Origin of the sequence: Pseudomonas sp. ML2-2023-3 (assembly GCF_037055275.1) — a bacterium.
Classification (GTDB): Bacteria; Pseudomonadota; Gammaproteobacteria; order Pseudomonadales; family Pseudomonadaceae; genus Aquipseudomonas.
The window spans coordinates 3,161,987-3,186,309 of sequence record NZ_CP146343.1 but is presented as its reverse complement, the minus strand read 5'-3'; the positions used below and the strand labels follow the sequence as shown (position 1 = coordinate 3,186,309).

The window sequence follows — 24,323 nt, the reverse complement described above, 5'->3', positions numbered from 1 at the left end:
CGCTGCCCGTTTTCTGATCCTGCTGGTCGGCACCGTGCTGATGGTTGGCGCAGTGACGGCCTGGGTGGCCGTGACGTACTCCAGCGCTGGCACGGTGTATTGGCCCGCCTACAGCGACATGATGTCGAGCATGCCCTCCCCCCTGGCCTGGCTGCGCTGGGTGTTGGGCGATATCAGCGAAGTCGCGTTTTACAAACACGAACTGGCCTCGCTGGGCTTGTTGCTGGGTGGCGCCCTGGGGTACTGGGCCAGTCGCTACGCCCAAACCTGGCAAGGGTTCAGCATCAGCTATGGCACCGGCTTATGGCCGTGGCTGGTGACCAGTTCATTGCTGGGGTTGTTGCTCAGCAATGCGCTGTGGGGCTGGACTCTGACGGCTGACACCTGGCAGCCCACCTTCGCCGCCTTTGTGTCTTTGCCGGCAGCGATGGTGCTGCTGTTTGGCGGCGGCTGGAAAGTCACCCTCAACGGAGCAATCCTCGGCGCCCTGCTCGTCACGCCATCGTGCCTGTTGATCGTCAACTACGTGTGCCTGCCCTTGGGCTTGCCCGTGGTCATCGGCAATGTGCTGGGCATGGCACTGGGGAGCGTGATTGCCTTTGGCCTGTGCCGGGCGCTGCCAGCGCTGGTGACACCCCGTCACGAGCAAAAACCGCCAACTGCGCCTGCAACGCCCGCCAATACGCCGGACTACGGAGTGGTCTGGATAGCACGCCGTGTGCTGGCTGATTTTTCAGAGGCGCCGTTTTATGGCAACGAGTGGGCCAGCCTGGGCATGCTGGCGGGGGTTTTACTGGCCTTCACCTTGAACCCGCTCAGCCCCGCCTATGGTTCAGGCGTGCTGTTGCAGATGGTCGCTGCGCAGGCGCTGACCTCATTGGTGGGCGTCATTGTGTGGCGTGGGGAATGGCGAAAACGTGGCTGGTATCCCACGTACGTGCCGCTGGTTTCCGTTGTGCCTGCGGCGGTGCTCACCTACGGCGCCAGCCCGATGGTGATGATTGCCAGCGCAGTGCTCGGCGCCTTGATCGCTCCGCCCCTGGCGTGCGCCATCGCCCGGCGGGTGCCCGGTTACATGCACTCCTATATCGGCAATGTCTTGTCGATGGCAATCAGCACCTTGCTGATCGTGCCGGTGATTGGCGTACTGGTGTAGTCCACCGCGACAGGTTTCACCCCCGATAGCCGGGAATTTCCATTGGTTGGAATGGCTTTCGGGGGGGGGGAGACTGCGGGCTCCAGTACTCGCAGCCAAATCTTTAAGTCTTGCACGCGGCGCTAGCAGAACTTGAGTTGTACTGTGCATCACCCCAAATACTTGTGCTCCCTGCCGGGAGTACAGGGCCAGAAATGGCTAGCCCTAAACAGACCGTACTTTAATGCGCTGCAGAGCCGCCTGCTCCTCTTTCGCCTGTAGAACACCACACACGTGCAGGTTCATTTCAACAAAAGACTCCCAGGTAAACTGTTTGGCGTAATGGATCGCGTATTGCAGGTCCACACGGCAAATGTCCGGGCGTTCGTTGTAAATGCTGCAGCCCTTGCGCCCGGCATCGTAATGCCTGCATGTACCGTCGCCCCGATCCAGAAACCGGGTTTCAGCGGCCATGTGCACATGCTGGCAGCACAAACCGCATTGGGTACAAGGGAAGACTGAAGTGGACATGGGCAGACTCTTGGTTGTGAAGTTTCATCGCGCAGGATGGCCCCAAACCTGTTGGCCTTTGCACAGTTGCCCGCACAGTGCGCGGGCAACTGCTTGTCATGCGGCCGGTGTATCCAGGGTTTCTTTTTGTCCACTGGCAACGGCTGCAACGTCTTCGATGCGCTTTTGCGTGGCCAGGATCAAATTGCCGTCTTTATCCAGAATCGCAGTATCGATCATGGCTTTGAGCAGTTGTACCAGCTTGACCGAGCGGAACACCACGCCCTTGCTTTCAACCGAGAATGTCGGGTAATCAACACCGTGGTTGTCGATCACTTTCTTCAATTCACCCACGCTGCGACGCAGCTGTGAACTGGTCGTCGAGAAAGTGCTGTTCGCCAGTGAAGTAACTTGCTCGATCGCTCGCAGTTTACCTGCCATCAAGTCGGCTTGATCACGGAGGGTTACGGCCTGTTCCATATTGCTATTGGCGATGTTAAGGGCTTCTTCACCCTTGTTGCCCAGTACATGACCAAAAATTGCCAGTGCAGGACCGGCGACGATACCGCCCAGTACCATCATGCCCCCTGCCATACCCCATCCACCGGCAGCCAGGGAGCCACCACCCAGCCAGGCCAATGTGGCGTTGGTGGCTGCAACGCCGCTGAGCGATGAGATGGCTGTACCCGTGCTGGCGGTCGCCAACAGCATCGTGCCGTTATAGGCGCCAAACGCCAGTGCGGCACCGCCACCCACTCCTGTCCCCAATCCAAGACCGGCGTCTTTGAGCGCTTGATAATCTTGACGCAAACCGGCAAGCGCCTTGTTGGAAAAATCCCCTGCCGTGAGTTTGTCCAGTTCAGGGTTCTGGGACAGTTCGACGTTTTTCAGACGCTCGAATGTTTCAATGAACTCGACAATCACACCGTTGAAAGCACGTAATTTGCGCTGACCATAATCTTCCAGCGTAGTGTTGGTAGCCTGACGCTGTTTTTCAACTTTCTGATTGGCTGAATTGACCAGAGCAGCGGCGTCATTATTGACGTCTTTGGCGTTACTGTGGTCCATCGCACCACTCACGCCTTTGGTTGCACCATACAACGCGGCAGCGGCGGCAACACCACCAATAATCAAGGGGATAGGCATGGTCTTGCTCCTTACTCAAGAATAATGGAAATGGTTTTGTTGACTTCCCGGTTGAGCGTCTCGGCACGCTCCAGCAAATCATCGAAAATGAAGTCATCCAGTTGGTGGTGTTGCTGAAACTCCTTGAGCAGAGCCCACTCGATATTGGAGATATTCCCATCGCGCAAAGCAATCAACAGCAACTCGAACAACACGACCTTCGGCGTTGCCGGCAGCTCGAACTTCTTGTCCTTGAGCAACTCTTTCAGCACCACAATCGCGGCTTGCACACGGCCTTCTGGTCTTTTGATTTTGATCAGCGGAAACGATTTCAGAACATCAATAAGCCGTGATTCAACATCCACGGACGATGGCACTGTCGACGTTCCAGATGAAGATGAAAACATGGACGTAAACATGGACGAAGAGACCGTGGCCGATATCGTCGGAGGATCGCCGGCTGAGCGTTCCAGCTCCCTGATAATTTCAACTTCCGACTCACCCTTTTGAATGGACAAGTTGTTTAAGTTGGTATTAACGGTGAACTCATCAGGTGTTTGCCCATCCCAGAGCAGTGGTTTGTCGGCTAAAGCCATCAGTTTCGCCAGGGCAACCAGATGGTGTTTGTCCGCAGCGGACAGGAGCTTGATTAGCATGAACGTATCGTCCTTTTATGTTTTTGAGCATCGAGGCAAACTGAAAAATCACAGCGACAGCGGACTGTCACTGCTCATGAAATCGTTGAACTCATCGATTGAATGGAACTGCAATTGTTTACCCAGCAAGGTGGCGTATTGATTGATAGCCGCTGCAAAACAATCAGCACTGTTGGCTCCCGGCGCATTCACAATAGAAAACAGATGCAGGGTTTCTCGCTGCAGTTGGGGGATTTCACGGCGGGTAAAATCATCCAGTTGTGCTTGCTCTTGAGCGATACGGTCACGGGCTGCGGCTTCAATGAATCGGGTGCGTGCCAACTGCTCACGGGAAAGCTCTGCGCCACGCGCAGCGTCCAATGCACTTTGGTAAAACAGCGATGACAGGGTGTAGCCGATCATTGCCCCAATAGCAGCACCGACAAAGGGCACAGGAATGGCCAATTGCCCAAGAGCGGCCATCATGCTGCTGGAGAGCATGCCTGCCCCCTTCTCGCCCACTTCGCTCAGCAATTGCGCCTCGCTGATCTCGCCGCAGACATAGCGGTTGATGGAACTGGCCAGAGACAAACAGATATTGACCGCCAGGGCTGGAGCCGAGGTACCCGCGAGCGAGCGCAGCGTAGAGTTGCCCGACTGCTGAAGGCTGCCTTTGATCGCTGCCCCGACAAACGCCGTGCCATAACCAAGCGCCCCTGCCTTGAGCGTATCTACGGCCACGTTCTGGGCCGCCTCACCCATCTCTTTCTGGCCCTGCGCAGTCGCCAACAGGTTTTGCAGCAGCGAAATGCTGCCGCCAATTGCCGCTCCGTATTGGGCGCCCTGCAGCCCGGCACGATGGCTGGTGCGAGCAATGTCCATCGCCGTCGCCATCTTCGGGTGTGTACGGTAAAAAATTGCCTGATCTGTGGTCAGGCCACTGTCACTCAGGTGATCCGCAAGCTGCTCATAATTGTCTGCTTCGTGGCGCAGCTTTTTGGCAACATTGTCTTTGCCCAGTTGCTCGACCTTGGCAGCCTGATCCCGCAGTTGCTGGGCCTTGTCACGACAAAACGACTCAGCACCCACGTATTGTTCAGAAGGCAGCTCAAGCGTCACACCGCGATAGCGAGTGAACTCTCCATCCTCCTTTGCAATTTTGGCGAACAACTCGTCGCGCTTACCGACAAATTTCATCTGTGTTTGTGTGCCCTGAATGATTTCCCCATCCAGAAGCTGTACCCGATCCACAACAGTGTGATTCTTGCCGTACTCCGGCAAGTCGTCACTGCGTGAAACACGGATTTTTGAGCCGTTGATAATGGATTCAGCATTGTCGCGACTCGTCGCCGCAACTTCGGCGCTGTAGCCTGCCTGCTGCTTGATGTTTTGCTCGGCATACCTGGGGTCGGCATTGACCTTGTGCTTGGCAATACCCGCCAGGCCCTTGGCAAACTTCTGCTGAGTTTCGTTATCAACGCCACTGTAACCTTTGAGGTATTCAGCGTTAGCACTGCCGAAACGGCTGACAACCTCACTGGTAGAAAGCGAGATTGTCGTGTTGATGCCATCTCGTGCAATTTCATCTCTGTTGCTTTTTTCAGGGCTGTCCTGGTCGTCGAACATATCAAGCCTCCTCGCAGGCATTTGCGCAATGCAGTTTGGGTCGTGTGTACAACCCTTGGATTTTGTTAAATCTGACCAGGATTTCATCCACCCAGCCTTGCGGTTCATACAGCCTCAGGCTCTCTCCCACACCAAATACCCACCAGAGTGTCTCCTGGTCGCTTGGCACGCGGGCATTCAGGCGTTGCCAGTCACTGTCTGGCAATTGTTTCAGTGTCTGTTGCGACCCGAGGGGCGTTTCGCTCAAGAGCCAGGCAATTTGAGGCGAGACATCAGCAACCAGATCCACGAACTCGACGGGGCCAGGATTGTTGAACCCCCCGCTATGGACGTACTGATCTATATCGAAATCGGCCTGCTCGCGGACTGGCGCATCCAGACAGACTGCATGCTTGATTCGATGCAGGGCGAACTGGCGATAATCCGAATAACCTTCAACAGTACCAATCAGATAGCTCACGCAATGGCGCGAAACCATCCCTGCTGGATGAACGCGTAGGTTCTTGTTCTCACCTTTGCTGCGACTCAGGTAGACCATCTCCAGTTGGCGCGCTTCCAGCAATGCGGTGGCCACCGGAGACCAGATACTCGCTTGCACTTCAGCAGGCTGCAGTGCCTTGCCGTTGGGCACGGCACGTACACAGTTGAGCCAGTGCACCAATTTATTGTGCTCCAGCCCCTGAAGCTGCCTCTGCGCCAGGTCGAAATGGGGGGCCAATAGCTCAAGCACACTCGGTGGCAGCAACTTGCCCAGATGGCTTTGCGCGAGTGCAAAAGCCAAGGCAGTTGGCGTATCCAGCGCGGGGAAATCAAAACGCGGAGTGTCTTTCGGGAAGCTCCACAGATAAGGGCGCCGACTCTCGTCACACAGCAAAGGGAAATCCAGCGCAAGGCGGCCACTCAGGTCACGCTGCAAGGTCCGCGAATCAATGTTGAACTCTTCAGCTTTGAGCTTTTTTTGCAGCTCACTCGTCGAAATGCTTTTGGGCGCACGAGGGATGTGGCGCAAAAGGGCCAGGTGTCTGAACAACCGGTCTTTGGGATCTGACATGAGGGCAGTTAACTCGTATCGGCCTTGATCTTGATGGTTCGCCAGCATCAAGCCGCTGGCGAACATTCCAATAGTGGCTTTTTAGCACTATATGATATTAAAAAGCCATTTTTGATTGCCTGCTGCCTCATGTCTGACCGGCACTGAAAGCTGTGCTGTTACGACATTTTTCCCGATCCAGCTCCTTCTTCAACTCGTTGATTGCCTGGCTTTTTTTCATCATCACGACGCCAACTACTACACCGATTGCAAAACAGACTAATTCTTTCATGAGGACACTCCGGGCACATTGATTGTGGCGTTGGGACACATCCTCCATCAGGCATGCGACATTCTGTGTCGCAGCCACACACCCACGTCAGATCGCGGAATCCGCGCCTGAAATAAACACACAGCTTTTAGTGAAGGGAGTTCGTAAACTGGGCCAATGCCAAGCGAGCACCAACGGTAACTATCCAATCTCAGCAAGCCCGGTCGCCTGATAGCTGGCTGAACACCCCCTCCAAAACTCACCCCATCCCCAGAGAGCAGCCCATGGTTCTACCACCCCCCCTATTCAGACACGCGACCCCACAGGACGCGGAGCGCTGCTACCAGATCGAAATTTCAGCCTATGAAGGCGATGAAGCCGCCACTCTGGAAAAGATTCGTACACGGATCGCCCAGTATCCCCAGGGGTTTCTGATCCTTGAGCAGGCCAGCCAGGTGGTGGGTTTCATCAATAGCGGCTGTGCCCACGACGTGGTCATGTCGGATGAGGCCTTCAAGGAACTGATCGGGCACGACCCAGCGGCGCCCAATGTGGTGATCATGTCCGTGGTGGTGTCCCCTGAACATCAGGGCAAGGGCTTTTCAACGCTGCTGATGCACGAGTTTGTCGAGCAGATGCGCAGCCTCGGAAAAAAAACCATCCACCTGATGTGCAAAGAACAGCACGTCGGGCTCTACACCCGGCTGGGTTATCAGTACGTTCAGCCATCCCCCTCCGAACATGGCGGCATGGCCTGGCATGAGATGGTCATGGCTGTCTGAGTATCTGTGCGAGCGCCCAAGGCGCTCGTGATACCCGCAAAAAACACTTCACTGCACACGCTTCAGAAAAGGCGTTGTGTTGCCGTGAAAACAAATGTTATGTTGCTAACACGAAGCAAACAAATGACATACCAATAACAACCACAGTGTCGGCGCGCTCTTATGTCCTTGGAAAAAAACAGCTTTCTTCAGTTGCTGGAACAAGAGTTCTCCAACCTGACACCCACCGGCAAGCGTATTGCCAGTTACTTGTTGGGCAATCCGCAACAGTTGCCCTTCGAGTCCGCTGACAGCATTGCGCAGCAAACCTCTACCACGGGCATTTCCGTGGGCCGTTTCCTGCGTTCCCTGGGTTATCAGAACCTGGATGAGGTCAAGCAGAGCCTGCGCGGTGAAGCCCCTACCTCGTGGTTGATCACCGACCGTATCGGCGCCTTCCGCGCCGAAAACAGCTGCGATGATGCACTGGACCGTTCCCTGCACCGTGAAATCGAGGCCATCCAGCAGGTCTATGAACTGGCCCGCAGCGAAACCTTTGCCCGGATCGTGCAACGCATTCACGAAGCCGATGCCGTGTTTATCCTCGGCATCCAGTCCACCCGCGGCATCCTGACTGCTTTTCACAGTCACCTTGAGTACATCCGCCCCAAGGTCTACTACGTTGACGGCCTGTCGGGCATCTACGCCGAAACCCTGAACTCCGGTTTCGCCAATCCGTACGCAATCATTGCCGACTTCCGGGCGTACTCCAGCGTGACCCAGACCTTCTGCGACGCGGCCAGCGACAACGATTTGCCCCTGGCCCTGATCACCGACCTGCAATGCCCCTGGGCCCGGGATTACCCGCTGGACCTGCTGCAGATCAAGACCGACGTCGGGCAGTTCTGGGATTCCCCGGCTCCCCTGGCATGCCTGCTGAACCTGATGGTGTCGGCCGTGGCAGAAAAATACGGCGAGCATCTGGATGTACGCCTGGCAAAAAATCGTCAGTTGCAAAAAGCCTTCGGCCAGTTCGAAGGCTGAGCCGATCGCCTCAAACAAATCACAAATGGAGTGTTTGTGTGAACCAATGCGTTGCCAACCCAAGCCCGCTCGTTGAAATCGATGTCGAGCAGTACCAGGTGCAGATCGAAATGATCTACGCCACTGCCGACAACCTGGCCGGCAAAATCATCTACCCGACGGCCCGTTGCCAGTTGCACCGCGATGCAGCCGTCTGTTTGCGCAAGGCCAGCCAGCTGGCGAATCTGGCGGGCTACAGCCTGCTCATCTATGACGCCTATCGCCCGCCCTATGCCCAGTTTTTGCTATGGGAGGCATTGCCCAACGGCGACTACGTGCGCGATCCGCATCTGGGCTCTCACCACAGTCGCGGTGTTGCCGTGGACCTGACCCTTGTGGACGACAACGGCCAGCCGCTGGACATGGGCACCGCGTTCGACGCGATGGAAGACAAGTCCCACCAGTTCTACCCCGACCTGCCGGTCAACGTGCAGCGCAATCGCCTGCTGTTACTGGGCATCATGCTGGGCGCGGGCTTCCAGGCGATCCCTACGGAGTGGTGGCATTTCGAGCTGCCCAACGCAGACGATTACCCCTTGCTCCACGAGTAATCCGGCCACGAAACCATAGAGTTTCGATGCCAGTGACACCGCTTTACGACAACAAAAAAAACGTTTCAAACATGCTTCATCTGCTACTGCCCGGTTATAGATTCCAAAAATAAACCTACTTCCAGACATCGAATGTTGAAGGAAACCGGCATGACCCTCATCAAGACCGTGAACCGCTCCACCGCTTCCCGTACCCTGAAACTGTTGCCTGGCTTGCTCTGCGCAGCCTTGAGCCTTGGCGCCTGGCAAGCGGCGACAGCAGCCACCGCACAGGACACGCTAGTCATCGGCAAACCCGCCGACCCGCAGACCCTCGACCCGGCCGTGACGTTTGACAACAACGACTGGACCATCACCTACCCGTCTTACCAGCGGCTGGTGGGCTACAAGACCGACGGCGACAAGAGCAGCACCGAAGTCCAGGGAGACCTGGCCGAGAGCTGGACTGTTTCCCCGGACAATCTGGTCTGGGAATTCAAACTCAAGCCCGGCAACAAGTTCGATGACGGCACGGGCGTAGACGCTGCGGCCGTCAAGTTTTCCTTCGACCGTCTGATGACCCTCAAGCAAGGGCCGTCCGGTGCATTCCCGGAAGACATGGTGGTGGAGGTGATCGACCCGCAGACCGTGCGTTTCACCCTCAAGACACCGTTCGCGCCCTTCCTGTTCACACTGGCCCACAACGGTGCCTCGATCGTCAATCCGCTGGTGGCCAACAAAGGCGCAGAGGCCAATGCCTGGCTGTCCAGCCACACCGCAGGTTCTGGCCCTTACCGCCTGAGCAACTGGCAGAAAGGCCAGTCGCTGACCATGGAACCGAACCCCCATTACGCCGGTGCCAAACCTGCGCTCAAGACCGTCGTGCTCAAGATCATCGCCGAGCCTTCGGTACGCCGCCTGCAACTGGAGCGCGGTGATCTGGACATTATCGAAGACATGCCTGAAGACCAACTGGGCTCTCTGGCCAGCAAACCGGGCGTCGTGGTCAAGGAGTTCCCGTCGCTGCGGGTCACCTACCTGTACCTGAACAACAAGCAAGGCCCCCTGACCAACGTCGATGCGCGCCGTGCAATCACCGAAGCCGTGGACTACAACGGCATCGTCAAAGGCATCCTGAAGGGCAAGGCCGAACTGCTGAACGGACCGATCCCGGACGGCATGTGGGCCTACGACAGCTCGCTGCCCAACATGAAGCAGGACATGCCTGCGGCCATGGCCAGCCTGGCCAAGGTGCCAAAGAAAATCACCAACCTGAGCTACATGTACTCCGACAAGGACGCCAACTGGGAGCCGATCGGCCTGACCCTGCAAGCCGCCCTCGCCCCTCTGGGCATCAACCTCAAGCTGGAGAAAACCGCCAACGCCACCCTGCGTGAGCGCGTTGGTCAGGCCGACTACGACATCGCCGTCGGCACCTGGAGCCCGGACTTCGCCGACCCGTACATGTTCATGAACTTCTGGTTCGACTCCAAGATGCAGGGCCTGCAGGGCAATCGTTCGTTCTACAGCAACCCGCAGGTCGATACCCTGATCCGCGAAGCCGCCACCACCAGCGACACCGCCAAACGCACCGAGCTGTACCAGCAGGCGCAGAAAGTGGTGCTCAACGACAGCGCCTACGTTTACCTCTATCAGAAGAGCTACACCCTGCCGATGCGTGATTCGGTCAAGGGCTACGTGTTCAACCCGATGCTCGAACAGGTGTTCAACCTGGGCAGCATGAGCAAGTAAACCTGCTGCTGCGTGCGCGCCAGCAATGGCGCGCATGGCGTTGGATTTCTGTCGTTAGAGTGACTGAGGTGCCCTATGGCCTTCCTGACGTTGTTGCGCAAGCGCCTGCTTGGCCTGTTACTGGTCGTGTTCGGTGTCTCGCTGATTACCTTTACCATCTCCCACCTGATTCCCGGCGACCCCGCCCGGTTGATCGCCGGTGACCGTGCCAGCGATGCGCTGGTCGCCGGTATCCGCCATCAACTGGGGCTGGACTTGCCCCTGTACCAGCAATACGGCCGCTACGTGCTGGACCTGGTCCAGGGTGATCTCGGCACATCGATCCGTACCAACCGCCCGGTACTGGAAGATCTACAGGCGTTCTTCCCGGCGACCCTGGAACTGGCCCTGGTGGCGTTGTTCTTCGCCATCCTGGTCGGCGTGCCGCTGGGCGTGCTGTCGGCGGTCTACCACAACCGCGCCATCGATCAGATCGCACGCACACTGGCCGTGACCGGCATTTCTACTCCGGCGTTCTGGCTCGGCCTGGGCGCCATCGTGCTGTTTTATGGCCACCTTGGCTGGCTGCCCGGCGGTGGTCGCCTGTCCGAAGGGCTCACGCCACCGACGACCATCACCGGCTTCTACCTGATCGACTCCCTGCTGGCCGGTAACTTCACCCTGTTTTTCGATGCACTCAAGCACTTGATCCTGCCCGCGGCCACCCTCGGTTTCGTGACCCTAGGCGTCATCTCGCGGCAGATCCGCTCCGCCATGCTCGATCAACTGGGCGAGGACTATATCCGTACCGCCCGGGCCTATGGCCTGTCGCGCTGGACCGTGATCCTGCGCCACGCCCTGCCCAATGCGCTGATTCCGTCAGTAACCGTTCTGGGCCTGACCCTGGGCGACCTGCTCTACGGCGCAGTCCTGACCGAAACCGTATTTGCCTGGCCGGGCATGGGTGCCTATGTCGTCAAGTCGATCCAGTCCCTGGATTTCCCGGCGGTGATGGGCTTCGCCATCCTGGTGTCGTTTATCTATGTACTGCTGAACATGGCCATCGATCTGCTGTACCGCGTGATCGATCCACGCATTGGCGAGGTGAATTGAAATGTCGGTCCCCCTTAGCGCAACACACGGCCCGCAATGGCGTGAAAAACTGACCTACCTGGCCTATCAGGTCCGCCGCAGCCCGCTGACCATGGCGGGCCTGGTGATCACCTTGATGGTCGTGGCGTCCATGATCTTCGCCCCCTGGCTGGCCAGCCACGACCCCAACGCCCTGAACCTGGCCGAGCGTCTGGCACCACCGTCCGCCGAGCACTGGTTCGGCACCGATGAAGTGGGCCGGGACCTGTTCAGCCGAGTGCTTTACGGCAGCCAGCAGTCAGTGGGGGTTGGCCTGTTCGTGGCCTTTTCATCGTGTTTCATCGGCGGCCTGCTGGGTTGTTTTTCCGGAGTGATCGGCGGGCGCTTTGACGCCCTGACCATGCGCTTGATGGACATCATGCTCTCGGTCCCATCACTGGTGCTGATCATGGCCCTAGCCGCCGCACTGGGTGCCAGCCTGTTCAATGCCATGCTGGCAATCACCCTGGTGCGAATTCCCTCCTATGTCCGCCTGGCACGCGGCCAGGCGCTGGGCATCCGCCAGATGGGCTACGTGAAGGCCGCCGAGACGTTCGGCGCCAGGCGCTGGCACATGGTGCACTGGCACGTCGCCCGCAACGCCATGCCGCCCTTGCTGGTGCAACTGAGCCTGGACATCGGCAGCGCCATCCTGATGGCTTCAGCCCTGGGTTTTATTGGCCTGGGCGCACAGCAGCCTACGGCTGAATGGGGCGCAATGGTCGCCACGGGACGCAACTACATCCTGGATAACTGGTGGTACTCCACCTTTCCGGGGCTGGCGATATTGATCACCGCCACCGGTTTCAACTTGCTGGGCGATGGCGTGCGCGATCTGCTCGACCCACGCCAACAGGGGAAATGACCATGACTACGTGCAATCCTGTGCTGGCCATCGACAACTTGAGCCTTGAGTTCCCTGCCTACAAGAGCAGCGTCAAGGCGCTGAACGGTGTGTCCCTGCACGTCAACCCCGGCGAAATAGTCGGCGTGGTCGGCGAGTCCGGATCGGGCAAGTCCGTGACCGCGATGCTGAGCATGCGGCTGCTTCCCGAACGCAGCTATCGCATCACCTCCGGCAGCCTGAGCATGCTCAACCGCGACATGCTCAGCGCACCTGAAAAAGACTTGCTGAAAATTCGTGGTCGCGATGCGGCCATGATCTTCCAGGAGCCGATGACCGCCCTGAATCCGACCCGTCGAATTGGCCGGCAAATGCTCGACGTCATCATTCACCACCAGAAGATCAGCATCAGTGCTGCCCACGCCAAGGCGGTCGCCCTGCTGCGCGACATGCACATCGCCAGCCCCGAGCAGGTGCTGGAAAGCTACCCGTTCGAACTGTCCGGTGGCATGCGCCAGCGGGTGATGATTGCGCTGGCGTTCTCGTGCGAGCCGCAACTGCTGATCGCCGATGAGCCCACCACCGCCCTCGACGTGACGGTGCAACGCCAGGTGCTGTTGTTGCTGCGCGAAAAGGCCCGGCAAAAAGGCACGGCCATCCTGTTGATCACCCACGACATGGCGCTGGTGTCGCAGTTCTGCGACCGGGTCTACGTGATGTACACCGGGGCAGTGGTAGAACAGGGCCTGACCGCCGAGGTCATGAGCAATCCCCGTCACCCTTACACCCAGGGTTTGCTCAGTGGCCTGCCCGAGATGGTCGAGCCTGGACAGCCACTCATGACCATTCCCGGACAAGTCCCCAACCTTTCACAACTGCCCACCGGTTGCACCTTCGCCGAGCGCTGCACACAGGCCATGCCGGTGTGCGCAAAACGCCCGGTGCTGACCGCCATCAACCGGGATGAGCAACGCAAGAGCGCGTGCTGGCTGGCGCAAGAGGAGCTTTCGTGATGAACAGTGCGCTGATTTACCCTGCAATCGACACGGGACCCGAGATTCTCAAGCTGACCGACGTTCGCGTGCGCTTCCCCGTCAGCAATGACTGGCTGGGCCGTCCCCGGGGCTACGCCCACGCACTCAACGGCATCGACCTTCAAGTCCGGGCCGGGGAAACCCTGGGCATCGTTGGCGAGTCGGGGTGCGGCAAAAGCACCCTGGCCCAATTGCTCATGGGCCTGCTCAAGCCCAGCAGCGGTGAACTGAGCTGGGCCAACGGACAAAATGGCGAGGGCAGCAGTAACGTCCAGATCGTGTTCCAGGACCCGCAATCGTCCCTGAACCCTCGCCTGCCCATCTGGCGCATCATCACCGAACCGCTGTACGCCCGAGGCATGCGCTCACGCGAGCAGATGCGCAGCATTGCCGCCAAAGTCGCTGCCCAGGTGGGCATCCGCCCGGAATACCTGGACCGTTTTGCGCACCAGTTTTCCGGTGGCCAGCGCCAGCGCATTGCGATCGCCAGGGCCTTGTCATCAGACCCTGACATCATCGTCCTCGACGAACCGACCTCTGCCCTGGACATCTCGGTGCAGGCCCAGATCCTCAACTTGCTGGCCGAACTGCAGCAGGCGCGCAACCTGACCTACATCCTGATTTCCCACAACGTTTCGGTCGTACGCCATATGGCTGATCGGGTGGCGGTCATGTACCTGGGACAGATCGTCGAACTGGGCAGTGCCGCCCAGGTTCTGGAGCAGCCGCGTCACCCTTACACACGCCTGCTGTTCGAAGCCGTGCCGCGACTGGGTGTACCGTTGCTTGCCGAGCAAGTGGCGGCACCTACCGAGTTGCCGGGCAACAGGAACCTGCCCGAGGGTTGTTTTTTCCTTGAGCGCTGTGGTTTGAACAGAGAGGGCTGCAAGCAGCCTCAAGTGATGCGCGGAGGTCAACACCAGCAAGTCAGGTGCCACGTACAGGACTGACTGCACTCCTTGTAGCCGCTGGCGAAGGAACGAGGCTGAGTTCGTGTGGGCAGCGGTCGCGAGACCGGTACATGCGGTGTGCCAGATTGACCGTGAAAGCCGATTTTACGACTGCTTCGCAGCCGGACGCAGCCTCGCACGGCTCGTCAGCGACTACAGATTCGCCACCCATCCCGCGTGTACCGCGTGTAGCCGCTGACGAGTAGAACGAGGCTGCGATCGAGCGCGAAGCGGTCGCAAGACCAGTACACGCGGTGTGCCAGATTGACCGTGAAAGCCGACTTTACGACTGCTTCGCAGCCGGACGCAGCCTCGCACGGCTCGTCAGCGACTACAGGCTTCGGCACCCATCCCGGGTATACCGCGTGTAGTCGCTGACGAGTAGAACGAGGCTGCGATCGAGCGCGCAGCGGTCGCAAAACCGGTACACACGGTGTGCCTGACTGACCGTCCGCCCCCCCCCCAATTATTAAGCCTTCACCAGCACTCGACTCACTTCAAACTGCCCCACCAGTTTTTGCAGTTTATTGGCATTGAGCCGCACGGTTTCAGCACTGTTTTGCAGCATCACAACAGTCTGGCGCATTTGCGTGGAGCTATGGTCGACCTGCTTGATCGTCCTGCCATAATCGAGGCTGCGCATGTTGAGTTGCTGGATGATCGCAAACATGCTTTCAACCGCCTGGTGCAGGTGTACGTTTTCCGAGGACGCATCTTCGGCCAGGCGCAAGCTGTTATCGACGTCCTTGACGCCCTCTTCCATGAAGCTGACCGCTCTTTGCGTTTCGCTCTGCAAACCTTCGACCATGTGCCTGATGTCTTCTGCCGCGCGCGATGTGCGTGAGGCCAGGCTTCGCACTTCATCGGCAACCACCGCAAATCCCCGCCCATGCTCCCCCGCTCGCGCAGCTTCAATGGCAGCATTGAGCGCCAGCAGATTGGTCTGATGGGTGATGGCGCTGATCAGACCGGTGATGTTGCCAATCTGAGTCATCTTGCTGTCGAGCAACTGCACGCTCGAAGATGAACGCTCAACCACATCCCTGATGGACTGCGTGCCTTCCTGTACGGCAAGAAACTGTTCGCGGGCACGTGCGACAACTTCATCCATTGCCTGCTTCATGTGCTCGGCACTGGCCGAGGCCTGCTGGATCTCGCCCAATTGGTCTTCGACGATAATCATCATGCGATGAACCGCTTCGCCGACCTCGGCAGACGTCACACTGGCTTGCTGGCTACGCCCCAGCATCATCCGGTTGGTGCTGCCGACCGTGCTGCTGGCTTTCACCACCTGGCCGACCACCGAGTCCAGATGGTCGATGAAGCTGTTGATCCAGCGCCCCATGTCCCCGGTTTCGTCATTGGCCATTTTCGTGGTGTCCAGTCGCTGGCGCAGGTTGCCCTCACCCTCGGCGATGGTCATGATCACGCCCGTCATCACGTTCAACCTGGCAGCCAGTCTTTTTGGCCCCCACCGACTGAACAGCACTGCCGCACACACCATGCTCAGAATTTCGGCGGCATCAATCATGTCCTGGCCCAGGCCACTGTAATGCCGGACCACGTAGTTGCAGGCAAACAGGCCTGCCATGGTCGCAAGGTACGGCTTCATCAAGCCATAACTGAGGGAGCGCCGACGATAGACTTCCTCCAGGTCGGCCTCGCACATCATGCCCCAGCGATCCGGTGAACCCGGCAACTGAAACGTGACGCCCTTGCCCACCACCGGAATGTGCCGGTAGTCCGAATAACCGGGATAGGTCACGAACAGGTTGGAACCCGTACGGATGGTCTCGCGAACACCTGCGTGCAGTTGCTGCGTGGCAGGGTCGGTGAAGCGCAGTTCCAGCTCGGTATGGCGCTGTATCTGGACGGTTCTCCAGGGCGTTTGCACCCCGCTTTTGAGGTTTTCTCCATGGGTGAATGTACCGTCCTCGAAGCGCGATCGGGACAAGGCGGTCCCTGGCGCAATGGCCGGGTCAAAACGGGACTGGGCCATGAACAGGTAGTTGTCACCGGACTCGGCAAAGATGTGCCCGGCCTCGCGCTGGATCAGATCACCCAGCACATCGTTGGGTACGCGACCGCACAGGCAGCCCAGCACGGTGGCGCCGACCTTGATCGGCTGATAGAACATCAACGTCACTTCATCGTGAAAGCGGGAAGAAGACGGGCCGATCTGCAAGGTCAGCGGGTCGCAGTAAGGCCCCTGCAGAAACGGCGCCTTCAAGCCTTCTGCCAATGCCCGTGCATGTTCCAGACTGGTGCTCGCGCGCCGACTCCAGGTCGAGGCCAGGACATTGGCGCGGGTATCCAGCACAAATAATTCTGAAAAGTCTTCTGCCTGAGCGAGCTTGTCCGTCAGCGAAGTGCTATCGAGTTGGGCAAAGTCACCGGCCAGGCTTTCTGCCAGTTCAGCCAGGTGCTCCCATTGCTCGCGAGTCCAGTTTTGCAACAACTGCACACGGGTTTCTGCGATGGCTTCGAATGTCTGTTCAATCACAGGGTAAGCCGCACGATTAAGCCAGCACGACCAGCCCATCATGATTTTTCCGGTTTTGCCGAACCAGGGTAGCCAGTGCTTCTCTCGAGAGGACAGCGTCATGGAACTGCTGGATAGCGGCATTCAATACACTCTCAATGACATAAATGATGTCAAATTGATAGCAACTACCAGGCCAACTCGAAGCCGCCCTCACGGCCATGCCTTGCAAGGGTGGAACGCGACAGCTCACGCCTCAAGCCGGTGCACCCGGGGCAATACGCTCCATTATGGCGCCCCCTCGCGGGGGCCAGATATCACTCCGCCTCCAGCGCCCCCAGCCAACGGGCTTCTGAGCGCAGCAAATGCTGGCGGATGGCTGTCTGCGCAGCGATCACGTCCTTGCACTCCAGGGCGTGCAGGATCGATTCGTGCTCGATCACGGCGGCATCCCAGGTCCCGGGGTTTTCGGAGTGTTCGCTAAGGTGCGATGAAATCGGGCTGTGGCGCTCGTCGAACAACGACGTAATGATCCGCACCAGCGCGGAGTTGCCGGTCATTTTCGCCAGGCGATGGTGAAACTTGCGGTCGTCATCCAGAGGCGGCCGATTGGCCTTGATGCTCTCACGCATGGCGTCGATGCAGTCCTTGAGGTAGCGGTAATCGCTTTTCTTCCCGTGCATGCAGGCCAGCACCACGGCCTCGCCTTCGATCAGTGCCCGCGCCTGCATCAGTTCGGTGGGGCTCTCACCCAGGGTCACCGTGCGTGCGCCGCCCTCGGGCACGCGCGCGGCAACATAGACCCCGGAGCCCATCTTGATTTCGATACTGCCTTCTATTTCCAGGGCAATCAGCGCCTCCCTCAACGAAGGCCGTGACACCCCCAGCAACTGCGTCAAGTCGCGTTCAGGAGGCAAGCGCGAGCCGACCTTGAAGTCGCCCTGAACGATGTATTCACGAAGCCTGTCGGCGATTTTCTGGTAGAGCTTGCGCTCTGGAGCAGGAAAGGAGGAGACCATCGAGTCTGAGTCCGAGAAATGATGCCAAAGGCTACCACAGAGGCCGAGGTGGACTGGAGAAACCTCGGTGGCAGCCCTGGACACTTCATCTGGCAGATCAGCCCTGATGCTGGTCTTGCCACTCCGGGCCATTGGGGTACTCAAAGTGCTCCAGGGACGATTGTTTCATCGTCACGCTGTATCCCGGCTGTTGGGGCGGCATGTAACGTCCGCGGCGTATCACGATCGGTTCGAGGAAGTTTTCGTGCAGGTGATCCACGTATTCCAGCACGCGTTTCTCCAGCGACGCCGAGACCGCGATGTAATCGAACAGCACAATGTTTTGCGAGTACTGGCACAAGCCGACACCCCCGCCATGGGGACACACGGGCACACCGAACTTGGCGGCCATCAACACCACTGCCAGCACTTCGTTCAGGCCACCCAGGCGCGCCGGGTCGAGCTGACAGAAGTCCAGGGCACCGGCCTGGAAGAACTGCTTGAACATGACCCGGTTGTGCGCATGCTCACCGGTGGCCACGCCGATCGGGTGGATGCGCTGGCGAATCGCCGCGTGACCGAGCACGTCGTCCGGGCTGGTGGGTTCTTCAATCCACCAGGGATCGAACTCGGCCAGACGCCGCATGTTGCTGACCGCCTCGTCCACGTCCCAGGTCTGGTTGGCGTCCATCATCAGTTTGCGATCCCAACCCAGTTCCTCACGCAGGATCTGGGCGCGGCGCATGTCTTGCTCGATATCGGCACCCACCTTCTGCTTGAGATGGGTCCAGCCTGCGTCCACCGCCTCACGAGCCAGGCGGCGCATTTTTTCTTCGGAATAACCCAGCCAGCCGGCAGCGGTGGTATAGCCGGGGTAGCCTTCGCGCAGCATCTGTTGCTCCCGCTCGGCCTTGCCCGGTGCCGCGCGACGCAACATCGCTATGGCTTCCTGTGGCGTCAGGGCATCGGTGATAAACGTGAAGTCGACGCAGCGCACCAGCTCTTCGGGGCTCATGTCGGCAAGCAGCTTCCAGACCGGCTTGCCCTCCTTCTTGGCCCACAGGTCCCACAGCGCGTTGATGATGGCCGCGGTGGCCAGGTGCACCACCCCTTTTTCCGGGCCGACCCAGCGCAGCTGGCAGTCACCGGCAACGATTTCATGCCAGTAGGCCCCGAAGTTGCCGGTGATGCTTTCCAGGGTACGACCGGTGACAAACAGCTTGGCCAGTTCCTTGACCGCGGCAACGCACAAATCGTTACCGCGCCCGATGGTGAATGTCAGGCCGTGCCCTTCCAGGCCGTCGCCCGAATCGGTGTGCAAGGTGACATAGGTGGCTGAGTAGTCCGACGTCGAATTCATCGCATCCGAGCCGTCCATGCTTCTGGAAGTAGGAAAGCGAATATCGCGAACAGCGACCTGGGTAATAAGGGTAGACATGGGGTTATCCTGAAGTTGAAGCTTGCCCCGCCATCTGCGGTGGATGCAGGCTTATTCATGTTATTTTCGTGCCGCACCCGCAGTCTGTCCTGCACGACCCCTCTGCGAAATTGAATGTTTCGACTACACCGATCACTCCAGGTAATCGCCCCATGATCAAGCCGCTTGAACAGTTTCGCAGTCGCCTGCGCATGCGCCACCTGCAACTGCTGTTTGTCCTGTCTGAAGAAGGCTCGCTGCGCAAGACCGCAAACATCATGGCGCTGACCCAGCCTGCAGTGACCAAGGCCCTGCACGAGCTTGAGAGTCTGGTGGGCGAAGCGTTGTTTATCCGCACCCACAAGGGCCTGGTCGCGAACACGCTGGGGGAAGCGGCCATTCGTTATGCGCAGCTGGTATTCGCTGACATGAGCGGCCTGCACGAAGAAATGACGGCCCTGCAATCGGGCAATCTCGGGACATTGCGCATCGGTTCAATGGGGTCACTGGTGGGCGGCCTGTTGCCACGCACCCTGGCGCAATTGACCCAACGCCATCCCAAGCTGAACATCACCGTGGTCATCGACACCAGTGACGTGCTGCTCCAGGCCTTGAGTCTTGATCAACTGGACCTGGTCATCGCCCGAATCACCGATGGCTGGCCGACCGAAGACCTGAACTTCGAAGCGTTCGATGAAGAGGTGATTCAGATCGTCGCGCGCACCGGCCATCCGCAGCAGCACAACAGCGACGTCACCCTGGAAACCCTGGCCTGCTACCCCTGGATCGTGCAATCGCAACCCGCGCCGCTGCGGGAAATCTATCAGCAGATTTTTCGCCAATCCCAGGTGCAGGCTCCTGCCAGCCCACTTGAAACCGCCTCGACCATGCTCACGGTCTCACTGCTCCAGCAAACCGACATGCTCGCCTTGATGCCGCTGTCACTGGTGGAGTACTACAGCGAACTGGGGGTGCTGGCACCGCTGCCGATCAAGGTGGCGGCGCGCTTGATGCCTTTCGGCCTGATCAGCCGCAAAGGACGGGTGCCCACGGCGGCGATGGAAGTGGTCAAGGCCGAACTGCGGGTGCAGGCCGGCCTTGAGGGTACAGGCGGGGTTACGGGCGACTAGACGTCAGGTCGGCAGGCGGCACGTAAGCAGTGGTCGCCGTCGACGGTGTGCGTTTGAGCATCAGCAGCAACAACACACTGACAAAGCACAGCGCTGCCACGACCTGGAAGCCGGTGCTGCTGTTGCCGGTCACCGCATCGGCGTAGGCCTTGATCTGCGGCGAGACAAAGCCGCCCAGGTTACCGATCGAGATGATGAAGGCGATCCCGGTGGCCGCGCTGGTGCCGCCCAAATGACGGGTCGGCAGGCTCCAGAACACGGGCTGACTGGCCACCAGCCCCGGTATGGCGATACAGAACGCCAACAGGGTCAGCACTGGCGTGTTGATCACCGACAGCGATGCAAAGGCCAGCGTGCCAACGGCAAGCATGGAGGATGCGACCAGGCGATGGTTGTTGTGTTTGTCGGCATACACCGTGGCGATACGCATGGCGACGATGGTGCAGAGCCAGGGGATCATCAGCAGCAGGCCGACCGAGGTGTTGACCTGACCACCCAGGGTCGAGGCCAGCTTGGCCGGCAAGTAGAACGCCAGCGGTGCATTACCGATCTGTACGCAAAAGTAAATGGCGATAAACATCAGTACACGCTTGTCTTTGAGTACACCAAAGATCGAGCCGTGGCTGGCGTAGCCCTTGGCCTTTTCTTCGCCTTCAATGACGGTGTTCATGGCGTGTTTTTCTTCAGCGGTCAGCCATTTGGCTTCGCTTGGACGGCTCGCCAGATAAAAGAACGCAATCACCCCGACCACCGAGGCCGCCAGGCCTTCGACCACAAACATCCACTGCCAGTTGGTCAGGCCAAAGGGGTTGCTGGTATCGAGGATGAACCCCGACAACGGGCTGCCGATCAGCATCGCCACCGGTACGCCAAAGTAGAACAGGCCAATGGCGCGGGAACGTTGCTTGGCCGGAAACCAGTACGTCAGGTACAGGATGATCCCGGGCATGAAGCCCGCCTCGGACACCCCCAGCAAAAAGCGGATGACGTAGAAGGATGTCTCGCTGGTGGCAAACATCATCGACGCCGAGACCAGCCCCCAGGTGACCATGATCCGAGCCATCCACACCCGTGCGCCCACTCGCTGCAGGATCAGGTTGCTGGGCACTTCAAACAGCGCATAACCGATAAAAAATATCCCCGCACCCAAGGCAAATGCGGCGTCACCGATACCGGTGTCGGCTTGATAGGCGATCTTGGCAAAACCGACGTTGGCGCGGTCGATAAACGCCAGGGCGTACATCAGGGCGAGAAACGGCAATAGCCGGATCGCTGCTTTCTTGACGCCGCTCGCCAGCGCGGGCGAGTCATACAACGCTTGATAACTCATGGAACGTACCTCTTCTTATTGTTGGAGTAGGTGTTATCCAGGATGCACTCAGGCATCTTCACTCTGCGTATCACGTGTGTTCGGCAAACCTCGCCAGTTCTGCGTGTGTCGGTAATCCATCGCTGTCCCCCGGGAAACCCAGCACCCGGGCGCCGATCAGGTTGCCCCTGGCCACGGCCACGGCAACGCTTGAGCCTTCGAGCAAGGCGCTGATGACGCCCACGGCAAAACCGTCGCCCGCGCCCACGGTGTCCACGACGTTGCTCACCGGGTAGCCGGGGCTGTAGCCGCTTTTAGTGGCGCTGGCGTAATAGGCGCCCTCGGCACCGAGCTTGATGACCACCAGGGAGCAGCCTCTGTCCAGGAAGTACCGGGCAATGTCGGCGGGCTGTTCCAGGCCACTGAGCAAGCGGCCTTCGGCAAGACCGGGGAACACCCAGTCGGCCAGCCCGGCCAGATCATTCAGGCAAGCCACCATATGGGCTTGGGACGCCCAGAGCCGTGGCCGCAGGTTGGGGTCGAATGACACGCTGCAGCCTGCGGCACGCATGTCACGGGCCATGTGCACAATCAGCTCGCACACGCTGTCACCCAGTGCCGGGCTGATGCCCGTGATATGCAGATGCCTGGCGCCTCGGCAGTACCCGGCCGGATAATCGGCCAGGCTCAAGTGACTGGCCGCCGAACCTTTGCGGTAGTACTCGATGTCCGGGTCGCCACCGTCCGAACGGCGCGACTTGAACATCAGGCCCGTGGCGTGTTCGCTGTCCTGCACGGTGTGCCGGTGGTCAATACCGTCACGCGCCATGACCTCGCGCAGCCAGTGGCCGAGGGTGTCATCCCCCAGGCGGCTGATATAGCCGACCCGAAAACCAAGGCGTGCCAGGCCGGTGGCCACATTCAGCTCGGCGCCTGCGGCGGCACGCACATACTGTTCGGCCTCATGCAGGCTGCCGTCGGTCATGGCGCTGAACAGGCCCATCGCCTCGCCGCAGGTCACAATGTCGATCGTTTCTGTTGAGTCGCTCATGTCACATCACCGCACCGATTTGCCAAGGCAGGAATTCGTTGTCGCCCATGCCGTTTTCTTCGCTGCAGGTGGGGCGACCCGACGCGGTTGCGAGCATCAACTGGAAGAGCCGCTCACCGGCTTCGGCCACTGACTCTGCACCCTCGACGATCGCACCGGCATTGAAATCCATGTCCAGCGCCATGCGCTCGAACAGTCGGGTATTGGTGGCGATTTTCAGGGACGGCGTCGGTTTGCAGCCGTAGGTCGAACCGCGCCCGGTTGTGAAGCAGATCAGGTTCGCCCCGCCCGCCACCTGGCCGGTTGCGGACACCGGGTCGTAGCCAGGGGTGTCCATGAACACCAGGCCTGTCTGTACGATCGTCTCGCCATACTCGTAAACCCCCATCAGGCCGGTGGCACCCGCCTTGGCCACTGCGCCCAGGGATTTTTCAAGGATGGTGGTAATGCCACCGGCCTTGTTCCCCGGTGACGGGTTGTTGTTCATGTCTCCGTCGTGATGACGCACGTAGTCTTCCCACCAATGAATCCGGCTCATCAATTTTTCTGCGATCTGCGGTGTAGCGGCACGGGCGGTCAGCAAGTGCTCGGCACCATAAATCTCGGGAGTTTCCGACAAAATCGCCGTCCCCCCGTGGCGCACCACCAGGTCCACCGCCGCACCCAGGGCCGGGTTGGCGGTGATCCCCGAATACCCGTCCGAACCGCCGCACTGCAGGCCCACGGTGAGGTGGCGGGCCGATACACGGCTGCGCTGCTGGCTGTTTACGGGCGCCAGCATCGCCTGTACCAGCTCGATCCCCCGCTGCACCGTTTCGCGGGTGCCGCCCGCCTCCTGGATCACCAGACTGGCCTTGAGCGCTGCCGGCCGATCGGCCAGTTGCTCCATCAGCGGGGCCAATTGGTTGACTTCACACCCCAGGCCGATCACCAGTACACCGGCAAAATTCACATGGTCTGCATAGCCGCGAAGGGTTCGCTTGAGGATCTCGATCCCGTCGCCCTTGGCCCCCATGCCACAGCCGCTGCCGTGGGTGATTGCAACCACGCCGTCGACATTGGGGTAATCGCGCAGGTGGGCGGCATCGAACGCCGCAGCAATCTGCTTGCACACGGTGGCCGAACAATTGACGCTGGAAATGACCCCGATGTAATTGCGCGTACCCACACGGCCATCGGCCCGGACATAGCCGTCAAAACTGACGTCGTTGTTGTTGAAAACAGTGGGCTGATAGACGTTGGCCAGGGTGTGGGTGGAACTGCCCGAGGGCATTTCAAGGTTGTGTACATGGACGTAGTCACCGGGCTTCACGTCCGCGGTGGCCTGCCCGATGATTTGACCGTATTTGCGAATCGGCTGCCCGCAAACCACACCGCGCAGGGCGATCTTGTGGCCCGAGGGAATGTCGGCCCGGGCGATGATGGCCAGGCCGTCGGCATGCAGTACCTGACCTTGGGCGATATCGCCGCGTGCGACCGCGACGTCATCGCCCACAGTCAGTACCAGTAAGGATGAGCTTGCAAGGTTCATGGTGGATCC

General features: G+C 59.3%; 22 protein-coding genes. 10 read left to right on the top strand and 12 right to left on the bottom strand.

All coding sequences use genetic code 11. From position 1 onward, the window contains the following. Positions 1-40: 40 nt before the first annotated feature. Positions 41-1,156, top strand: coding sequence for a hypothetical protein (locus V6P94_RS14605; RefSeq protein ID WP_405046751.1), 1,116 nt, complete (start codon positions 41-43; stop codon positions 1,154-1,156). A 204-nt stretch (positions 1,157-1,360) separates the two neighbouring features. Here the strand turns inward: V6P94_RS14605 and V6P94_RS14600 are convergent, their stop codons facing one another. The 6 genes from V6P94_RS14600 to V6P94_RS14575 form a co-directional block, all read right to left on the bottom strand. After that, positions 1,361-1,666: a YkgJ family cysteine cluster protein gene (locus tag V6P94_RS14600; protein WP_326397943.1), complete on the bottom strand. Its 306-nt coding sequence runs from the start codon at positions 1,664-1,666 to the stop codon at positions 1,361-1,363. 96 nt (positions 1,667-1,762) lie between these two features. After that, positions 1,763-2,791: a hypothetical protein gene (locus tag V6P94_RS14595; RefSeq protein WP_133076820.1), complete on the bottom strand. Its 1,029-nt coding sequence runs from the start codon at positions 2,789-2,791 to the stop codon at positions 1,763-1,765. 11 nt (positions 2,792-2,802) lie between these two features. Next, positions 2,803-3,426: a hypothetical protein gene (locus tag V6P94_RS14590; protein ID WP_133076821.1), complete on the bottom strand. Its 624-nt coding sequence runs from the start codon at positions 3,424-3,426 to the stop codon at positions 2,803-2,805. 48 nt (positions 3,427-3,474) lie between these two features. Further along, positions 3,475-5,031 carry a hypothetical protein gene (locus V6P94_RS14585; protein WP_133076822.1) on the bottom strand — a complete coding sequence of 519 codons (1,557 nt, stop codon included), beginning with the start codon at positions 5,029-5,031 and terminating at the stop codon, positions 3,475-3,477. A gap of 1 nt (position 5,032) precedes the next feature. Beyond that, entirely contained in the window at positions 5,033-6,082 is a 1,050-nt protein-coding gene (locus V6P94_RS14580) for a WYL domain-containing protein (RefSeq protein WP_338647262.1), read from the bottom strand. Between the two features lie 127 nt (positions 6,083-6,209). Continuing rightward, on the bottom strand, positions 6,210-6,353 hold the full coding sequence (locus V6P94_RS14575) for a hypothetical protein (RefSeq protein ID WP_326397944.1): 144 nt from the start codon (positions 6,351-6,353) through the stop codon (positions 6,210-6,212). Positions 6,354-6,616: 263 nt separating this feature from the next. Between V6P94_RS14575 and V6P94_RS14570 the strand changes: the two genes are divergently transcribed. The 8 genes from V6P94_RS14570 to V6P94_RS14535 all read left to right on the top strand — a co-directional run bounded on the left by V6P94_RS14570 (position 6,617) and on the right by V6P94_RS14535 (position 14,396). Continuing rightward, positions 6,617-7,114, top strand: coding sequence for a GNAT family N-acetyltransferase (locus V6P94_RS14570; RefSeq protein ID WP_133076824.1), 498 nt, complete (start codon positions 6,617-6,619; stop codon positions 7,112-7,114). A 162-nt stretch (positions 7,115-7,276) separates the two neighbouring features. Further along, the gene (locus tag V6P94_RS14565; RefSeq protein WP_133076825.1) at positions 7,277-8,137 is read left to right on the top strand and encodes a MurR/RpiR family transcriptional regulator; all 861 of its coding nucleotides are present in this window, start codon (positions 7,277-7,279) and stop codon (positions 8,135-8,137) included. A gap of 38 nt (positions 8,138-8,175) precedes the next feature. After that, positions 8,176-8,727, top strand: coding sequence for a D-alanyl-D-alanine dipeptidase (gene ddpX / locus V6P94_RS14560; RefSeq protein ID WP_133076826.1), 552 nt, complete (start codon positions 8,176-8,178; stop codon positions 8,725-8,727). A gap of 150 nt (positions 8,728-8,877) precedes the next feature. Further along, positions 8,878-10,458 carry an ABC transporter substrate-binding protein gene (locus tag V6P94_RS14555; protein WP_133076827.1) on the top strand — a complete coding sequence of 527 codons (1,581 nt, stop codon included), beginning with the start codon at positions 8,878-8,880 and terminating at the stop codon, positions 10,456-10,458. A gap of 75 nt (positions 10,459-10,533) precedes the next feature. Then, entirely contained in the window at positions 10,534-11,550 is a 1,017-nt protein-coding gene (locus V6P94_RS14550) for an ABC transporter permease (RefSeq protein ID WP_133076828.1), read from the top strand. Between the two features lies 1 nt (position 11,551). Next, positions 11,552-12,433 carry a D,D-dipeptide ABC transporter permease gene (gene ddpC, locus V6P94_RS14545; protein WP_326397945.1) on the top strand — a complete coding sequence of 294 codons (882 nt, stop codon included), beginning with the start codon at positions 11,552-11,554 and terminating at the stop codon, positions 12,431-12,433. Between the two features lie 2 nt (positions 12,434-12,435). Continuing rightward, positions 12,436-13,425, top strand: coding sequence for an oligopeptide/dipeptide ABC transporter ATP-binding protein (locus tag V6P94_RS14540; protein ID WP_133076830.1), 990 nt, complete (start codon positions 12,436-12,438; stop codon positions 13,423-13,425). Further along, positions 13,425-14,396 (top strand): oligopeptide/dipeptide ABC transporter ATP-binding protein, encoded by a 972-nt coding sequence (locus V6P94_RS14535; protein WP_133076831.1) that lies wholly within the window; start codon positions 13,425-13,427, stop codon positions 14,394-14,396. The genes V6P94_RS14540 and V6P94_RS14535 overlap by 1 nt, the downstream gene beginning before the upstream one ends. Positions 14,397-14,865: 469 nt before the next feature. Here the strand turns inward: V6P94_RS14535 and V6P94_RS14530 are convergent, their stop codons facing one another. The 3 genes from V6P94_RS14530 to V6P94_RS14520 form a co-directional block, all read right to left on the bottom strand. Further along, positions 14,866-17,022, bottom strand: a complete 2,157-nt coding sequence (locus tag V6P94_RS14530) for a methyl-accepting chemotaxis protein (protein ID WP_133076832.1) — start codon at positions 17,020-17,022, stop codon at positions 14,866-14,868. Between the two features lie 173 nt (positions 17,023-17,195). After that, positions 17,196-17,897 (bottom strand): FCD domain-containing protein, encoded by a 702-nt coding sequence (locus tag V6P94_RS14525; RefSeq protein WP_133076833.1) that lies wholly within the window; start codon positions 17,895-17,897, stop codon positions 17,196-17,198. Positions 17,898-17,994: 97 nt separating this feature from the next. Next, on the bottom strand, positions 17,995-19,314 hold the full coding sequence (locus V6P94_RS14520; protein WP_133076834.1) for an L-fuconate dehydratase: 1,320 nt from the start codon (positions 19,312-19,314) through the stop codon (positions 17,995-17,997). A gap of 152 nt (positions 19,315-19,466) precedes the next feature. Here V6P94_RS14520 and V6P94_RS14515 point away from each other — a divergent pair, with 152 nt between their 5' ends. After that, a complete protein-coding gene (locus V6P94_RS14515; RefSeq protein WP_133076835.1) occupies positions 19,467-20,423 on the top strand; it encodes a LysR family transcriptional regulator in 957 nt (318 codons plus the stop codon). Here V6P94_RS14515 and V6P94_RS14510 read toward each other — a convergent pair. The 3 genes from V6P94_RS14510 to V6P94_RS14500 all read right to left on the bottom strand — a co-directional run bounded on the left by V6P94_RS14510 (position 20,410) and on the right by V6P94_RS14500 (position 24,314). After that, positions 20,410-21,753, bottom strand: a complete 1,344-nt coding sequence (locus V6P94_RS14510; protein ID WP_133076836.1) for an MFS transporter — start codon at positions 21,751-21,753, stop codon at positions 20,410-20,412. The genes V6P94_RS14515 and V6P94_RS14510 overlap by 14 nt on opposite strands. A gap of 70 nt (positions 21,754-21,823) precedes the next feature. Beyond that, the gene (locus tag V6P94_RS14505) at positions 21,824-22,783 is read right to left on the bottom strand and encodes a sugar kinase (protein ID WP_133076837.1); all 960 of its coding nucleotides are present in this window, start codon (positions 22,781-22,783) and stop codon (positions 21,824-21,826) included. 1 nt (position 22,784) lies between these two features. Next, positions 22,785-24,314, bottom strand: coding sequence for a UxaA family hydrolase (locus tag V6P94_RS14500; RefSeq protein ID WP_133076838.1), 1,530 nt, complete (start codon positions 24,312-24,314; stop codon positions 22,785-22,787). Positions 24,315-24,323 lie beyond the last annotated feature (9 nt).

What these genes read in the sequence shown, in the direction of transcription:
- V6P94_RS14605 (WP_405046751.1), top strand. Translation starts at nt 41, where the DNA reads ATGGTTGGCGCAGTGACGGCCTGGGTGGCCGTGACGTACTCCAGCGCT.
- V6P94_RS14600 (WP_326397943.1), bottom strand. Translation starts at nt 1,666, where the DNA reads ATGTCCACTTCAGTCTTCCCTTGTACCCAATGCGGTTTGTGCTGCCAG.
- V6P94_RS14595 (WP_133076820.1), bottom strand. Translation starts at nt 2,791, where the DNA reads ATGCCTATCCCCTTGATTATTGGTGGTGTTGCCGCCGCTGCCGCGTTG.
- V6P94_RS14590 (WP_133076821.1), bottom strand. Translation starts at nt 3,426, where the DNA reads ATGCTAATCAAGCTCCTGTCCGCTGCGGACAAACACCATCTGGTTGCC.
- V6P94_RS14585 (WP_133076822.1), bottom strand. Translation starts at nt 5,031, where the DNA reads ATGTTCGACGACCAGGACAGCCCTGAAAAAAGCAACAGAGATGAAATT.
- V6P94_RS14580 (WP_338647262.1), bottom strand. Translation starts at nt 6,082, where the DNA reads ATGTCAGATCCCAAAGACCGGTTGTTCAGACACCTGGCCCTTTTGCGC.
- V6P94_RS14575 (WP_326397944.1), bottom strand. Translation starts at nt 6,353, where the DNA reads ATGAAAGAATTAGTCTGTTTTGCAATCGGTGTAGTAGTTGGCGTCGTG.
- V6P94_RS14570 (WP_133076824.1), top strand. Translation starts at nt 6,617, where the DNA reads ATGGTTCTACCACCCCCCCTATTCAGACACGCGACCCCACAGGACGCG.
- V6P94_RS14565 (WP_133076825.1), top strand. Translation starts at nt 7,277, where the DNA reads ATGTCCTTGGAAAAAAACAGCTTTCTTCAGTTGCTGGAACAAGAGTTC.
- V6P94_RS14555 (WP_133076827.1), top strand. Translation starts at nt 8,878, where the DNA reads ATGACCCTCATCAAGACCGTGAACCGCTCCACCGCTTCCCGTACCCTG.
- V6P94_RS14550 (WP_133076828.1), top strand. Translation starts at nt 10,534, where the DNA reads ATGGCCTTCCTGACGTTGTTGCGCAAGCGCCTGCTTGGCCTGTTACTG.
- ddpC (WP_326397945.1), top strand. Translation starts at nt 11,552, where the DNA reads ATGTCGGTCCCCCTTAGCGCAACACACGGCCCGCAATGGCGTGAAAAA.
- V6P94_RS14540 (WP_133076830.1), top strand. Translation starts at nt 12,436, where the DNA reads ATGACTACGTGCAATCCTGTGCTGGCCATCGACAACTTGAGCCTTGAG.
- V6P94_RS14535 (WP_133076831.1), top strand. Translation starts at nt 13,425, where the DNA reads ATGAACAGTGCGCTGATTTACCCTGCAATCGACACGGGACCCGAGATT.
- V6P94_RS14530 (WP_133076832.1), bottom strand. Translation starts at nt 17,022, where the DNA reads ATGCCGCTATCCAGCAGTTCCATGACGCTGTCCTCTCGAGAGAAGCAC.
- V6P94_RS14525 (WP_133076833.1), bottom strand. Translation starts at nt 17,897, where the DNA reads ATGGTCTCCTCCTTTCCTGCTCCAGAGCGCAAGCTCTACCAGAAAATC.
- V6P94_RS14520 (WP_133076834.1), bottom strand. Translation starts at nt 19,314, where the DNA reads ATGTCTACCCTTATTACCCAGGTCGCTGTTCGCGATATTCGCTTTCCT.
- V6P94_RS14515 (WP_133076835.1), top strand. Translation starts at nt 19,467, where the DNA reads ATGATCAAGCCGCTTGAACAGTTTCGCAGTCGCCTGCGCATGCGCCAC.
- V6P94_RS14510 (WP_133076836.1), bottom strand. Translation starts at nt 21,753, where the DNA reads ATGAGTTATCAAGCGTTGTATGACTCGCCCGCGCTGGCGAGCGGCGTC.
- V6P94_RS14505 (WP_133076837.1), bottom strand. Translation starts at nt 22,783, where the DNA reads ATGAGCGACTCAACAGAAACGATCGACATTGTGACCTGCGGCGAGGCG.
- V6P94_RS14500 (WP_133076838.1), bottom strand. Translation starts at nt 24,314, where the DNA reads ATGAACCTTGCAAGCTCATCCTTACTGGTACTGACTGTGGGCGATGAC.